Here is a 14614-nt window from a genome sequence, read left to right on the forward strand (position 1 = left end):
GCAAGAATTCCAACAGACCTTCATCCTGCATAATGACGCTTTCTGCCAAACTGACTCCGACAGGGAAAACGGATAAACCGTTTCGAGGGGATACAGGAGGATTCTTCACTATAAATTATTGATTAACAATAATATGCGGTGATGAAACAAAAAAGTATTGCAACGCAGAAATATAACTTTTTTATTCATTATAATTGCCCATGTGAACGATTGTAGAAACAGGTAAAAATCGTAAATAAGCGATAAAGGTATGAATGGTTTCCCAAAATATACTATCTTTGCTTCCCATTACAAACGGATAAACCTCTATAAAGTATGACCTACATGAAAATACTTTTGCTCTTGATGTTCTGTACAGTCCTGCCGATGCAAGCCCAACAGATGAAGAAACTTACTGATTTGAAAGATTTTGAAGCCCGTCTGCTGCAAGAGGCTAAAAATATAGAGTCCATCGAAAGTAATTTCACTCAGATAAAATATCTGGATGTATTCGATGAGAAAATAACCTCAAAAGGAAAGTTCTATTATAAAAAGAGCAATAAGATATGCATGGACTACGCACAGCCCATGAACTACCTTATCGTGATCAACAACAACCAACTGAAAATAGTATCGGACGGAAAGAAAAGCATCATGGACCTTCACTCCAACAAGATGATGAACCAAATGCAGGATATGCTTACCGCCTGCATGGTGGGCGACCTGTCCAACATGTCGCCCGGCTATGCTTTGGAATATTTTGAAGACGCCCATTACTATCTCATTCTAATCAAGCCCGTCAGCAAAGCGGTACAGGCATATATCAACCAGATTCAAATTTATTTAGACAAAAAAGACATGTCTGTCCACAAACTACGTTTATCGGAAACCGCAACCAACTATACCGAATACGAATTCTCGGACAAGAAATTCAATTCTTTGAAAGATGAGACAAAGTTTACGATACGCTAGCTGGCTGCTGTTGCTGTTTATCCTGCTCTCCTGCTCACACCGGGTGACGGGGGAAGCTACGGCACTTCCTCCCATCCTGCAGGCAGAAGCACAGTCGCAAAAGTACAACCTGCAACTGGATTTCATGAAACATCATTTCAGCGGAATGCTCATTGTTCGCCAAATGCCCAATAACGAAATCCGTATCCTAGGCTCCACCTACTTTGGCCTCAGCCTTTTTGACTTCTCCTTGCACTGCGACACCTTCATAGTGAACAGTTGCATTGACCCGATGAGGAAGAAAAAGATGCTGAAAATACTGGAAACTGATTTCAAAAATCTATTTCTAAAGAGTGAAAAAGCACATATTAAAAAGAAAAGTAGTACTTTTGAACAAAGAATCAGTGGCAAAGGATTTGGAAAGACGATATTCACCTTGTCCGGCTTCGTAAACGGACAGGCAGGGAAAGTACAAATCAAGCATCCACTGATACGGTTAAGAATTCAATTGGACAAACTGAACATAAACAACCCTTGAGATGCTGCTGGAGAACTTTTATAAAATCATTCATAGAAAGGAAAGAGAAGATGGGAAACGGGAAATAGAGATAGAGCTGAATCCCGGTCATGCTCTCTATCAGGGACATTTTCCCGGACAGCCGGTGGTTCCGGGCGTCTGTACCTTACAGATGATAAAAGAAAGTGCCGAACAGATCGTCAGCCAACCTTTGCAGTATGTACAGATTGCTTCTTCCAAATTCCTATCTGCCATCAATCCGCTTGAAACTCCGCTACTGCAACTATTTATCCGACTAGAAGAAACGGAAGAGCATCTTTTCAAGTTGCAGGCAGAAGGCATTTGTAATGGAAAAGAATTTATCAAGTTGAAAGCGACACTGATGACAAATAGTAAAAAGACTCATTCTTTGTGATAAATATCGGATACATTTATCTCCGACATACTTCGTCAAAATACTTGTAAGTATCAGAAAAGCAGATTCTTCTGTTAAACATTCATAATAGCAAGAACAATAAGTCCATTTATACTTGTCAGCATCTATCAAATTTCTTATATTTAGACAATCTAAATCTGATACTTATGAAGAAAGGTTGGCAGCAAATAATGTTATATCTTATAGTTCTCACAAGCTATGGGTGTCTTTCTGATGAAGACAAATGTATCCGTCAGTTGGTGCAGGGGTAGGTATCTGCCTTCCAAACGTTTCAGACTCATGTTTTCTAATTATTATTCCCGGCAACGGTTGTGGCAGTTGCATTCAGGAGGCAATGGACCATATCAGGGAAGCAACAGACACGATATATGTCTTTATGTGTGATACGGAAAAAGATTTCTTCTTGCTGAGCGGTGGCAAAAAATCAACGGATTTCAACAATCTTTACCTAGATAAAGACAAAGTATCAGCCAGACTAAAAATGGTAACCACTTTTCCTATGGTATACTTCTTAAAAGACGGGAAATATGTAGAACGTCGGCCTTATCAAAGACCTACGGCAGAGAGCAGGAAACGAATGACCACTCTGACCGCTGACAAGCAGTATATCGACTGGGGTAGTTTCAGACAAGCGGAAATACAGGAAGAGAAAGTAATATTGACCAATACCGGAACAGATACTTTATACATCAATGCCATAGAATCATCTTGTGAATGTACCACTGTACAATGGGCGGATCCTCCTGTTCCACCCGGCGAGTGTACTACGTTGATAATTCATTTTCGAGCGGAAGAGAAAGGGGAATTTGAAAGATTTATCCATGTTCATTGTAATGTACCGGAATCTCCGATAGAAATTTCCGTAAAAGGAAAAGTACAATAAATCTAACCATTAAAAACGAATGCCTATGAAAACAAAATTCACAATGATGATGGCTGTTATTGCAACATTTGCAATAAGCTTGAACCTCCACTCTTCTAATGAGGAAGTAGTGTTTGGAGCACCTGCCGTGCAAATGCCACGAGGGGGTGAAAAGTACTGTGCTTTTAAGGACGATTGGCCAGACTGTAAAATGGCCATCGAAGGCACAGTGTGTATCAGTGAAGACGGTAAATGCGGTAATGGGGTAGAAATAGGCAGACCCGGTGAGGGCTCAGGAGAAGATGGGAATCATGGTGCTCCTACCAATTAACAACCAACAATTTATGTGGCCGGATTTTTAACCGGCCACATAAATTACAAACATCATAAAACCGAAAATATTATGAATCGAACACTTCTTTTTATAACAGCACTTTTTGTTCTGATTTTCATGTCTTGCCAGTCCACAAAGAAAAACAACACAGAAAGACAGAACGAAGTAGAACTGGTAGCAGAAAAACAGCTGGCCTTCCCTTTAGACGAACAGACCTATTACTTAAGCATATCCATATATCAATTTGAAGAAAACGGGAAGGAATACCTTCACTTTGAAAATACACGAAAATCATTATATGACATCGTCATTTTTGATATCGAAAACAAACAGATAGCCAAACGGATACCTCTTCACAAGACAGGTCCCAACGGATTGCCGGCAGTATATGGAAGCAGGCCTTCCCCCGACTCTAAATACATATTGATCGCACAAAATGATATCAGCCGGCTCAGCTCCATAAACGACAAGGGAGAAGTGATACGAAACTATGATTTCCAAACTCCTGAAGGCAAATTCGCTCCGTTACATTTTGGCAGCTATTACAACACGCCTGCTTTTGTCAAAGACTCATGCCTGTTCATGGAAATGAGTGCCCACAAGCCCAACATGAAGAAAAAAGACTGGCCCGAAACACATATGTTCGCCTCGCAGGATCTGCGAACAGGAGAAGTTAAATGGATTCCTATTTTCTATCCACCCATCTTTAAAGAGGAATATGACAATATCGCAGGAGGATACGGTTTTAGTTATGATTACAACTACAAAGAAAACCGTTTGGTCTGCGGATTTTTCGGATATGACAGCCTGATGGTTACAGATGACTTGAAACACATCCGATGGTATAACGCCAAGAGCAGATATCTGAAAAGCATGAAACCCAAACTGGGAAATTCTATGGAAGGCATCAATGCCATTATAAAACTCAGAGAAACACCGAAATATTGGCATATCATGTATGACAAATACCGCAATGTGTACTACCGTTTTGCCGAGATGCCTTACAAACTGGCTCCCAACGAAAGCCCCTATGACGAACCCAAAGGAAAGGAGTTCTCCGTCATTGTACTGAACGCGGATTTTGAAATCATTGGAGAAACGAGATTCCCCGGAAAGAAATATTTCTATAAAATGAGCTTTGTGGGAAAGGAAGGACTGTATATATCCGAAAACAATCTGGAAAATCCGCAATTTGACGAGAACAAGTTGGTGTTTACCTGCTTTAAAATTAAAAAAGCATCTCCAAATAAATAATTAACGCCAGAATGCCCGCATCCGAAAATATACTATCTTTGTCACCCATTAGAAACCACATAAATTCAGATACGAAAGTATTCATCCCAAACGTATCTGAATAGTTTGACTGAAAAACAAGATGAATACAAACACAACATCGGTTTGGCGGAAGAAATTAAAGGAACTGGAGATTGTCGTCGTTATTCCCACCTACAACAATGGGAAAACACTGGCGGCAGTCATTGAGGAGGTATACAGGTATGCAGACGATATCATTGTCATCAATGACGGCTCTACGGATGATACAGCCAACATTCTGGAACAATATCCGGCTATCCGCACTATTACCCATCCAGTGAATAAAGGAAAAGGAACCGCTTTGAAGCATGGTCTTTCCCAAGCAAAAAAAGAGGGTTTCCGCTATGCCATCACCATAGATTCGGACGGACAGCATTTCGCTTCCGATATTCCCTGTTTTATCGAAGCCATTGAGAAAGAGCCCGACACGCTGCTGGTAGGTGCCCGAAACTTGGCCTCCGACAATATGCCGGGCAAGAATACCTTCGCCAATAAATTCTCTAATTTCTGGTTCAGACTGGAAACCGGGCTGAAACTGGAAGATACACAGTCGGGATACCGTCTCTACCCTCTCCGCAAAATGGATGTGCAAAGCTGCTGGTACACCGCCAAATATGAATTTGAGTTGGAAGCCATCGTCTTCGCCGCATGGGGAGATGTAGTGGTGAAGAACATTCCTATCCATGTGTACTATCCCCCGCAAGCGGAACGGGTATCCCATTTCCGTCCCTTCCGGGATTTTACCCGTATCAGTGTGCTGAACACGGTGCTGGTGCTGATTACCTGCCTTTGGATTATTCCCCGTAACCTGCTCCGCAAACTGTCATGGAGCAACTGCAAGCGATTCTTTACCGACAATGTGCTGAATACACGGGAATCCAACCTGAAGATTGTACTCGCCATCATGCTGGGTATTTTTATGGGTATTGTTCCGTTATGGGGTTATCAGATGCTGATCACCCTCTTTCTTGCGCATCTGTTCAGACTGAATAAAGTGATTGCCCTTGTCGCCGCCAATATCAGTATTCCACCCATGATTCCCCTATTGCTGTATGGCAGTTACCGGACAGGCTGCATGGTACTGGGTAATCCTCCCGATTTGCACCTCGGAGACCTTTCTCTTGAAAATGTCAAATCAGTTTTAGAGCAATATTTAATAGGAAGCATTATCTTTGCAATGGCTTGCAGTCTGCTGTCGGGAGTAATCTCCACCGCGTTGCTGGCCATATGTAGGAGAAAAAACGGATATGACTAAATTCTTTGTTGGATTATATAACTATTTTGAAAGGCATAAAGTCTTGTTTTACCTGTCCCTCAGCGTATGCATTCTCTTTATGGCCCTTTTTGCCGCCCAAGTCAGATTCGAGGAAAACGTAACCAGTTTCTTTCCGGATACCAAGGACTCCCAAAACTCCATCAACGTATTTGAAAATCTGAAGATAAAGGATAAGATTATAATCATGCTGTCCGGCAAGGACGGCATGGCGGATGCGGATTCCTTGATTGAAGCTGCCGAGACAATAAAACAGGATTTACAACAACAAGCGGAAGGAACCCTGATTAAAGAGATCTTCTCAAAAGTCGACGAAAACCTGATCAACAGTGCCGGAGATTTTGTTTACGACAATCTACCCTTGTTCCTTTCCGACGAGGACTACCAACGGCTGGATACCTTGCTTACCGACGAAAACATAGCCGCCCTGATGCAGAAAAACTATTCCAACCTGATATCTCCGGCAGGATTCGCCTTGAAGGACTACCTTATGCGAGACCCGTTGGGGCTAGGCAGCCAGACGCTGAAACACCTGCAAGACTTCCAGTTGGAATCCAATTACGAACTGATTAATGAACATATTTTCTCACAGGACGGCTCCACCCTGCTGATGTTCATCACTCCGGTATTCAACACCGGAAGCACGGGCAAAAATGACAAACTCATCCGGCTGATTGAAGATGAACTGCAAAAAGCGGAAAAGGAACACCCCCAATTGGTTGCCGAATATTTCGGAGGTCCTTCCGTAGGAGTGTACAATGCACGACAGATAAAGAAAGATACGCTTGTCACTTCTTCCATCGCACTGATTATCATTATTGTCTTCATATCTCTGGTATTCAAGCATAAGAAATCCATTCCGCTTATCATCACCCCGGTGCTGTTCGGAGCTCTATTCGCCTTATGCCTTATCTACTTTATCAAAGGCGGCATTTCAGCCATTGCCGTAGGTGCGGGTTCCGCCGTAATGGGCATTGCCTTAAGCTACTCCATACACATGCTGGCGCATCAGAATCATGTATCATCGGTGCAACAATTAATCAGAGAAATCGCCTATCCGCTTACCGTAGGCAGTTTTACTACCATCGGCGCCTTTTTCGGCCTCATCTTTACCAGTTCTAATCTGTTACGGGATTTTGGTCTGTTCGCCTCGCTTGCCTTGATAGGAACCACCTTGTTTTGTCTGGTCTATCTGCCGCATTTTCTGAAAGGACAGGCGCATGTAAAACAAGGGGCGGTACTACGCTTTATCGAGAAACTGAACGCTTATCCATACGAAAAGAACAAAGGACTGGTAGGTTTCATCCTTATTCTGACCTTAGTATGTATCTTCACTTCGCAGAACGTGCGTTTCAACGAGGATATGATGAGTCTGAACTATGAGCCTGCCCACTTGAAACAAGCGGAAAACAAGCTGACCGAACTCTTTGACAAGCAAGAAAAGACCGTTCTCTTTGTCAGTACAGGCAAAGATATGGGAGATGCCACGGGACAATACGCCGAAACAAACCGGCTGCTCTCCCAATTGAAAGAAGAGGGAAAAATAAAAGATTATGCCTCTGCCGGACAGTTTTTGATACCGGAAGAGGTGCAGGAAGTACGGTTGAAACAATGGCACAACTACTGGACTCCGGAAAAGAAAGCCTGGCTACGCAAAACCATTCGGACAGAAGCTGCCCGCTATCATTTCCGTGAACATGCATTCGAGCCGTTTTTCCAATGGCTCGACCGTCCGTTCCAGCCTTTGGACTACCAAAATGAAATCACGACCCAGCTTCTGAACGAATGGCAGACTTCCGCTGATTCCCTGACCATGCTGATTACTCAGGTACGGATGAACGAGGCCGACAAGGAAGCGGTGTACCCCCTTTTCCAACAAAAAGAGAAGGTGGTTATCTTTGACCGTGGTTATTTCGCCAACCAATGGGTATCTGCTGTCAATCAGGATTTTTATCTGATTCTTTATATCTCTTCTTTCCTGATTTTCTTTGCCCTATGGATTTCCTACGGGCGCATAGAACTGACTCTGATGAGTTTCCTGCCGATGCTGGTCAGCTGGATTATCATTGTGGGATTAATGGGCATACTGGGTATTGAGTTCAATATCATCAACATCATTCTGTCCACTTTTATTTTTGGAATCGGGGATGATTTCAGCATTTTCATTATGGACGGATTGCAGAATAAATACCGCACAGGACGGCAGTTGCTGAACTCGCACAAGACAGCCATCTTCTTCTCCGCTTTCACCACCGTGATAGGTATGGGCACATTGGTCTTCGCACGCCATCCGGCATTACAGTCCATTTCCCTCATCTCCATTTTGGGAATGATCGCCGTCGTACTGGTGGCCTACACGCTGCAACCCATCCTTTTCCGATTCTTCATCACAGCCCCTGCTTCCAAAGGGTTGCCTCCTTATACATTGACAGGACTGGCAAGAACCGGCTGCTTGTTCCTGCTGTTCTTTATCGGATGCCTGTTCCTACGCTTGCTGATAGCTGTCATGACCTTGCTTCCTATCCGCAAAGCCTATAAGAAACAAGTACTTTGCCAACTGATACATGTCACCTGCAAAGGCCTGATCCATATAGCCACATTTGTACATAAAGAAAAGATAAACCGGACGGGAGAAACGTTTAAAAAGCCTGCCATCCTGATAGCCAATCATCAGTCTTTCATCGACATACTGGTATTGCTGGCACTGACTCCCAAACTGGTCATGATTACCAATCACTGGGTATGGCACTCTCCTTTCTTCGGAGCCATTATCCGCTATGCCGATTTCTATTACGTAGGAGACGGTTATGAGCTTTACGTGGAACGGATGCGCCAAAAAGTGAAGGAAGGATATTCCATCGCCATCTTCCCCGAAGGGACACGTACCTACGATGGAAGGATGAAGCGTTTCCATAAAGGAGCATTCTATCTGTCGGAAAAACTGCAACTGGATATTATTCCGGTCATCCTTTACGGCAACTGTAAAATCATAGCGAAAGCACAGCCGTTCAATGTACGGAAAGGCATCATGCTGACAGAGATTCTACCGCGTATCCCAGCCAACGATGCTACGTACGGAACCACTTATCAGGAACGTACCAAAAACATCTCCGCGCGGATGAAAAAAGAATATGCCCGTATCTGTCGGGAACAAAGCACAACGGACAATCCCGTCTTCTACGAAAATCTGGTACAGAACTATATCTATAAAGGACCGGTGGAGGAATGGTACATACGCATCAAGGTGAAAATGGAAGATAACTACAGGCTATTCAACCAACTGGTTCCTGTCAAAGGACAGATTACAGATATCGGTTGCGGATTCGGACCGCTTTGCTATATGCTTTCCCAGCTTTCCGAGGAACGGGAGATTACAGGGATTGATTATGATGAGGACAAAATAGCAGTGGCGCAACAGGGTTGGCTCCGCACTCCCCACCTGCAATTTGTATGCGCCGACGCATTGGAATATCCTTTACCGGAAAGTGACGTATTCATACTGAATGACATGCTTCATTATATGAGTTATGAGCATCAGCGGACTTTATTACTCAGATGCGTGGAACGGTTGCGTCCGGGAGGGAAGCTGATTGTGCGGGACGGCAATGCCGCCAATACAGGAAAACACCGTCTGACCCGTTTCACCGAACTGCTGTCTACCGGCATTTTCAACTTTAACAAAACGACAGAACAACTGTGTTTCACATCCGAAGAGCAAATAAGTAGTATCGCACAAGCATGTGGGATGCAGCTGGAAATTTTACCTAACGACAGATATACTTCGAATACAATTTATATCTTCCAGAAAAACAAACCGGAGCATGAGTAAGTACGATATCATCATCATAGGCAGCGGACTGGGCGGTCTGGAATGCGGAGCCATCTTAAGCAAAGAGGGCTACCACGTCTGTGTGCTGGAGAAAAACGAATTGTTTGGCGGCTGCTTCCAAACTTACCAACGCGGTGGGCACCGGATGGATACCGGCATTCACTATATCGGTAGTCTGGATGAAGGGCAAATTATGAACCAGTATTTCCGTTATTTCGGAATCATGGACAAGTTATCCATCAAACGGATGGATGAAGAAGTGTTCGACCGGATTTATTATAAAGACGCTATCTATGATTATGCCATGGGATATGAACGTTTTATGGAAACCCTGTGCTGCTCATTCCCTCATGAACGGGGGAACTTGAAAAAATATGTGGCATCCATCCGGTCGGTGGGAAACCTGATCAGCATAGATCACCTGAGAAAAGGCCGCCTGTCCCAAGAAGGCATGGATTTCTTTGCCACCTCAGCAGCCGGGATGATAGCATCCGTTACCACGAACAGGGATTTACAGAATGTACTTGCCGCAACCTCCCTGCTTTATGGCGGGATCAAAAATAAATCTACCTTTTATGAGCACGCCATGATTAACAACTCTTATATGGAGAGCGCCTATCGTTTCACGGAAGGAAGTATGCAAGTCAGTCTGGAATTAATCCATATCATACGTGCCAACGGCGGCACGGTACTGAACCGGAAAGAAGTGACCCGTATCCTTGTCAAGGATGAAGCCATACAAGGAGTAGAAGTGAACCATGAAGAGGTACTGGAAAGTACCTACGTCATATCCAACCTGCATCCGCAACTCACCTTATCCCTGCTGGATAAGAACCATTCCATCAAACCGGCTTTTGTGTCTCGCATCAAATCATTGGAAAACAGCTACGGGATATTCACGCTCAATCTGATGATGAAAAAAGACAGTTGCCCTTATCAAAACTATAATATATACCTGCACGGCAATGAGGATGTATGGTATGACAAAGAGGCACACAAAGGAAATATCCCCAGTTGTATGATTTCCATGCAAGTACCCCACGGAAACAGCAGATTCACAGATGTGGTTTCCATACTGACTCCCATGTATATGGATGAGGTCAGCACATGGACGGATACGACTCCCGAGCACCGTGGAGAGGCATACCGCCAGTTTAAAGAAAAAAAGACGGAACAGATCTTGCAGTTCCTGAGCCGGTTCGGGTTTCACTGGAGTCATTGCATTGAAAAGGTTCATACTACGACTCCGTTGAGCTATCGGGACTATACCGGAACCATAGATGGTTCGGCATACGGCATTGTCAAGAATTACCAATATCCGCAAATCAGTTTTGTGTCTACACGCACCAAACTGAAGAATCTGTTCCTCACAGGGCAGAATCTGAATGTACACGGTGCCTTGGGTGTGACGCTGACAGCCATGCTCACTTGTTCGGAATTTGTAGGTCAGGAATATTTAGCAAAAAAAGTAGGCAATGCATAAGATTTGGAAGAAAACAATAAAATACGGGGGGATAGCCCTGTTGATTCTGATAGCGACGATCATGATAGGCATGAGTTATCTCTATCTATCTGCCGATATGATGACTCCGCAATTTGCGTCTACCCCTGAAACGGATCGTGTGATACGGAAAGACAGCCTCCGGCAGTATGGCGGAAACTATCTGCGGCACAGTGAGAGCGGACTTTGGGAGCTGAAAGTAAGCGGACCTGCCTACGAAAGGGGCGAAGCCATAGGCAAGCTGACTTCCGATTTGCTTTATTTTCAAGAAAAAGTATTTGTGGACCAGATAAAAGAGATAGTTCCCTCTGAAAGTTATCTTAAATTCCTCCGCTTCTTCATTGTCCTTTTCAACCGGAATCTGGGAAAGAATGTGCCGGAAGAGTTTCGGGATGAGATTTATGGCATCTCACTCTCCTGTACCCACGAATATGATTTTATCGGCACTCCTTACGAGCGTCAGTTGAATTACCACTCCGCCCACGATTTGGGACATGCCATGCAGGACTATATGCTGGTAGGATGCAGTTCCTTTGCCTGTTGGGGTGAAAACAGCGCTGACTCCTCCCTTATCATCGGCCGTAATTTCGATTTCTACATGGGCGATGACTTTGCACATAACAAACTCGTTTCATTTTACCAGCCCGAAAACGGATATCGTTTCGCATCCGTGGGATGGGCCGGAATGACCGGTGTCCTTTCCGGCATGAATGAAACGGGGCTGACTGTCACCATCAATGCCGCCAAATCGGATCTGCCTGCCGCATCCGCCACCCCTATTTCCATTCTGACCAGGGAAATATTGCAATATGCTTCTACCATTGAGGAAGCATACGCTATCGCCCGGAAACGAAAAACATTTGTCTCGGAAGCCATATTAGTCGGTTCGGCTCAAGATGGCAAAGCGGCGATTATAGAGAAATCACCGGAGAAAATAGCTCTTTTCACGGGAAACGGACAACAGATTATCTGTACCAACCATTATCAGTCGGAAACATTCAGCCATGACAAACGCAACCGGGAAAACATAGAAACTTCGGACAGTCCCTACCGCTTTGCCCGTTTGCAGGAGCTGCTGAAAGCAAACATCCCCATAGATGCTTCGAAAGCCGCCTCTATCCTCCGCAACCGGAAAGGAGTGGGAGGAGCGGAACTGGGACTTGCCAATGAGATGGCTATCAATCAATTTATCGCTCATCATTCCGTTATTTTCCAACCGGAGAAAAAGCTGATGTGGGTATCCACCTCTCCCTGGCAATGCGGTAAGTACGTGGCATACGACCTGAACAGGATTTTCAGTGATTCCATCGATTTCAACCATGAAATCTATACCGGAGACCTGACCCTGCCTGCGGACTCCTTCCTGCAACAACAGGAATACCAACAACTGATGGCTTACAAAAGATTGGCTCCTGTACTACGGAAACAGATTAAAAAGAAAGAACGGCTGGACGAACAAACACTGCATGCCTTCCAACATGCCAACCCTCATTTCTTTTATGTGTACGAGTTACTGGGAGATTATTACCATGCCACTGGACAGCAGGACAAAGCCCTGCGCAATTGGAAGAAAGCCCTCTTGCTTCCTATCCCCAAGCGAAGTGAATCAGAACGTATAGAACATAAAATAAACAACTAAGATGAAAAAGAACCCGGAAATACAATTCCGCTCCCCTGAGGAAATCAAAGCCTATCAGGAAAGCCGGCTGGCTGAGGAACTGCTTTATTTGCAGAATCATTCACGATTCTACCAACGTCTGTTCCAAGCACATCATATCGATATACAACAGATAAAAACCATAGAAAGCTTGCAACAGATACCTGTCACAACCAAGACGGACTTGCAACTTCATAATGAAGATTTTATCTGCGTGAGCCGCGATGAAATTATTGACTATGTCACCACTTCGGGAACCTTGGGCGACCCCGTCACTTTCGTATTAACTTCCGAGGACCTTGACCGGCTGGCCTACAACGAATATCTGTCCTTCACCACCACCGGATGCAGCAGACAAGATATACTACAGCTGATGACCACCATCGACAGACGTTTCATGGCAGGCCTCGCCTACTATATGGGAGCCCGTGAGCTGGGCATGGGAGTAGCCCGCGTGGGAAATGGCATTCCAGAACTGCAATGGGACACTATCCGGCGCATCCATCCCACGTGTGGCATGGTAGTTCCTTCTTTCCTCATCAAACTCATTGAATTTGCTGAAAAGAATCATATTGATTACCATCACTGCTCCATGCAGAAATGCGTATGCATAGGCGAAGCACTCCGCAATCCCGATTTCACCCTGAACACACTGGGTAAACGGATACACGAGAAATGGGATTCCCTGCAACTTTACTCCACCTACGCATCTACCGAAATGCAATCCTCGTTTACCGAATGTAATGAATTTCACGGTGGCCACCTCCAGCCGGAACTGATTATCGTAGAGTTTCTGGATGATAACAACCAGCCTGTAAAAGAAGGGGAAGCAGGCGAAGTGACCATCACGACTTTGGGAGTAAGAGGAATGCCGCTGCTCCGTTTCAAGACCGGAGATATCTGTTACCATTATACCGAACCTTGCGCCTGTGGACGTAACACTATCCGTCTCAGCTCCATACTGGGGCGCAAAGGACAAATGATAAAATATAAAGGTACGACCCTTTACCCACCCGCTTTATTCGATATTCTGGATAACATCCCCCATATCAAGAATTACATTGTAGAAGTTTATACCAATGAACTGGGAACGGATGAAATACTGATCCGCATCGGAAGTGAAAACCGCAGTGAAGCTTTTGCTAAAGAAATCAAGGATTTGTTCCGTTCCAAAGTACGGGTGGCTCCGAGTATCAATTTTGAATCGGCAGAGTATATCGCGAAAATACAAATGCCGCCCATGAGTCGAAAAATAGTTAAATTTATTGATTTAAGATAATATTTTTCTACCTTTGGCAGCAACAAAACAACACTTAAAAAAGAACTAATATGAAACAGTTACTCGTTTTATTATTCCTTGTAAGCAGCATGGCTTGCTTCGGACAAAACAAAGACGCATTGAAAGATATCTCTTCTGTGACATTTTATGGCATAGACTTTACCCGTGCCAAAGTGTACGGAGCAAAAGAAGGCCCCATGCAGTTCAAATATACTTTTGATGACATCAACAAGCTTTTCATCACTGAGCCGAAGAAGTATGATATTGGCAAAAGATTGGGTGTCAATGTAGAAGTGACCTCATTAGAGGCAGTAAACGATGCCAACAAGACCATCAATCCCGATGAGATCATGACGACCAACAGCGGATACACCCTGGATGAAAAACAGATAGAAGAAGTCATCAAGACACTTCCTATTCTCTCTCAAGAAGAAAAAACAGGATTGATAATGGTTGCCATGCTTTTAAACAAGGCAGATGCAAGAGCAACCTATCAAATTGTGTTCTTCAACACGAAAACCCGTGAGATACTGTATAGCGCACCGACTAACGGCAAAGCACGCGGTTTCGGACTACGCAATTATTGGGCAGGTTCCGTACACAGCGCCATGAAGAAACTGGACTAACATATAATCCCGGTTCACTGTAGGGATGAAATGTTCCCACCCGATGCCACAAAATC

Annotated in this window: 12 protein-coding genes; all 12 read left to right on the forward strand. The window is 44.3% G+C overall.

Annotation, left to right across the window (positions count from 1 at the left end; all coding sequences use genetic code 11):
* The first annotated feature begins 315 nt into the window (after window positions 1-315).
* Window positions 316-951 (forward strand): LolA family protein, encoded by a 636-nt coding sequence (locus AB5935_RS03675; protein ID WP_038612020.1) that lies wholly within the window; start codon window positions 316-318, stop codon window positions 949-951.
* On the forward strand, window positions 926-1468 hold the full coding sequence (locus AB5935_RS03680; protein ID WP_038612023.1) for a hypothetical protein: 543 nt from the start codon (window positions 926-928) through the stop codon (window positions 1466-1468). The genes AB5935_RS03675 and AB5935_RS03680 overlap by 26 nt, the downstream gene beginning before the upstream one ends.
* A gap of 1 nt (window position 1469) precedes the next feature.
* On the forward strand, window positions 1470-1862 hold the full coding sequence (locus AB5935_RS03685; RefSeq protein WP_007841413.1) for a hydroxymyristoyl-ACP dehydratase: 393 nt from the start codon (window positions 1470-1472) through the stop codon (window positions 1860-1862).
* 244 nt (window positions 1863-2106) lie between these two features.
* Entirely contained in the window at window positions 2107-2766 is a 660-nt protein-coding gene (locus tag AB5935_RS03690; protein ID WP_038612026.1) for a DUF1573 domain-containing protein, read from the forward strand.
* A 25-nt stretch (window positions 2767-2791) separates the two neighbouring features.
* Window positions 2792-3076: a hypothetical protein gene (locus AB5935_RS03695; RefSeq protein ID WP_007841414.1), complete on the forward strand. Its 285-nt coding sequence runs from the start codon at window positions 2792-2794 to the stop codon at window positions 3074-3076.
* A 72-nt stretch (window positions 3077-3148) separates the two neighbouring features.
* Window positions 3149-4333, forward strand: a complete 1185-nt coding sequence (locus AB5935_RS03700) for a DUF4221 domain-containing protein (RefSeq protein ID WP_038612683.1) — start codon at window positions 3149-3151, stop codon at window positions 4331-4333.
* Window positions 4334-4454: 121 nt separating this feature from the next.
* On the forward strand, window positions 4455-5648 hold the full coding sequence (locus AB5935_RS03705) for a DUF2062 domain-containing protein (RefSeq protein WP_007854672.1): 1194 nt from the start codon (window positions 4455-4457) through the stop codon (window positions 5646-5648).
* Entirely contained in the window at window positions 5641-9495 is a 3855-nt protein-coding gene (locus AB5935_RS03710; RefSeq protein WP_038612029.1) for a trifunctional MMPL family transporter/lysophospholipid acyltransferase/class I SAM-dependent methyltransferase, read from the forward strand. The genes AB5935_RS03705 and AB5935_RS03710 overlap by 8 nt, the downstream gene beginning before the upstream one ends.
* Window positions 9488-10978, forward strand: a complete 1491-nt coding sequence (locus AB5935_RS03715) for a phytoene desaturase family protein (protein WP_008654263.1) — start codon at window positions 9488-9490, stop codon at window positions 10976-10978. Before AB5935_RS03710 ends, AB5935_RS03715 begins: the two co-directional genes overlap by 8 nt.
* Window positions 10971-12635, forward strand: a complete 1665-nt coding sequence (locus tag AB5935_RS03720) for a C45 family autoproteolytic acyltransferase/hydolase (protein WP_038612032.1) — start codon at window positions 10971-10973, stop codon at window positions 12633-12635. The genes AB5935_RS03715 and AB5935_RS03720 overlap by 8 nt, the downstream gene beginning before the upstream one ends.
* A gap of 1 nt (window position 12636) precedes the next feature.
* The gene (locus tag AB5935_RS03725) at window positions 12637-13932 is read left to right on the forward strand and encodes a phenylacetate--CoA ligase family protein (RefSeq protein ID WP_007833838.1); all 1296 of its coding nucleotides are present in this window, start codon (window positions 12637-12639) and stop codon (window positions 13930-13932) included.
* A gap of 50 nt (window positions 13933-13982) precedes the next feature.
* On the forward strand, window positions 13983-14558 hold the full coding sequence (locus AB5935_RS03730; RefSeq protein WP_007833839.1) for a hypothetical protein: 576 nt from the start codon (window positions 13983-13985) through the stop codon (window positions 14556-14558).
* The last annotated feature ends 56 nt before the right edge of the window (window positions 14559-14614 follow it).

This window comes from Phocaeicola sp. RTP21198st1_B8_RTP21198_201120 (assembly GCF_040929485.1).
Taxonomy (GTDB): domain Bacteria; phylum Bacteroidota; class Bacteroidia; order Bacteroidales; family Bacteroidaceae; genus Phocaeicola; species Phocaeicola dorei.

Excerpts from the sequence above, each read along its gene's own strand:
- AB5935_RS03680 (WP_038612023.1), top strand. The coding sequence starts at position 926 with ATGAGACAAAGTTTACGATACGCTAGCTGGCTGCTGTTGCTGTTTATC.
- AB5935_RS03715 (WP_008654263.1), top strand. The coding sequence starts at position 9,488 with ATGAGTAAGTACGATATCATCATCATAGGCAGCGGACTGGGCGGTCTG.
- AB5935_RS03725 (WP_007833838.1), top strand. The coding sequence starts at position 12,637 with ATGAAAAAGAACCCGGAAATACAATTCCGCTCCCCTGAGGAAATCAAA.
- AB5935_RS03685 (WP_007841413.1), top strand. The coding sequence starts at position 1,470 with ATGCTGCTGGAGAACTTTTATAAAATCATTCATAGAAAGGAAAGAGAA.
- AB5935_RS03695 (WP_007841414.1), top strand. The coding sequence starts at position 2,792 with ATGAAAACAAAATTCACAATGATGATGGCTGTTATTGCAACATTTGCA.
- AB5935_RS03700 (WP_038612683.1), top strand. The coding sequence starts at position 3,149 with ATGAATCGAACACTTCTTTTTATAACAGCACTTTTTGTTCTGATTTTC.
- AB5935_RS03690 (WP_038612026.1), top strand. The coding sequence starts at position 2,107 with ATGTATCCGTCAGTTGGTGCAGGGGTAGGTATCTGCCTTCCAAACGTT.
- AB5935_RS03710 (WP_038612029.1), top strand. The coding sequence starts at position 5,641 with ATGACTAAATTCTTTGTTGGATTATATAACTATTTTGAAAGGCATAAA.
- AB5935_RS03720 (WP_038612032.1), top strand. The coding sequence starts at position 10,971 with ATGCATAAGATTTGGAAGAAAACAATAAAATACGGGGGGATAGCCCTG.
- AB5935_RS03705 (WP_007854672.1), top strand. The coding sequence starts at position 4,455 with ATGAATACAAACACAACATCGGTTTGGCGGAAGAAATTAAAGGAACTG.
- AB5935_RS03675 (WP_038612020.1), top strand. The coding sequence starts at position 316 with ATGACCTACATGAAAATACTTTTGCTCTTGATGTTCTGTACAGTCCTG.
- AB5935_RS03730 (WP_007833839.1), top strand. The coding sequence starts at position 13,983 with ATGAAACAGTTACTCGTTTTATTATTCCTTGTAAGCAGCATGGCTTGC.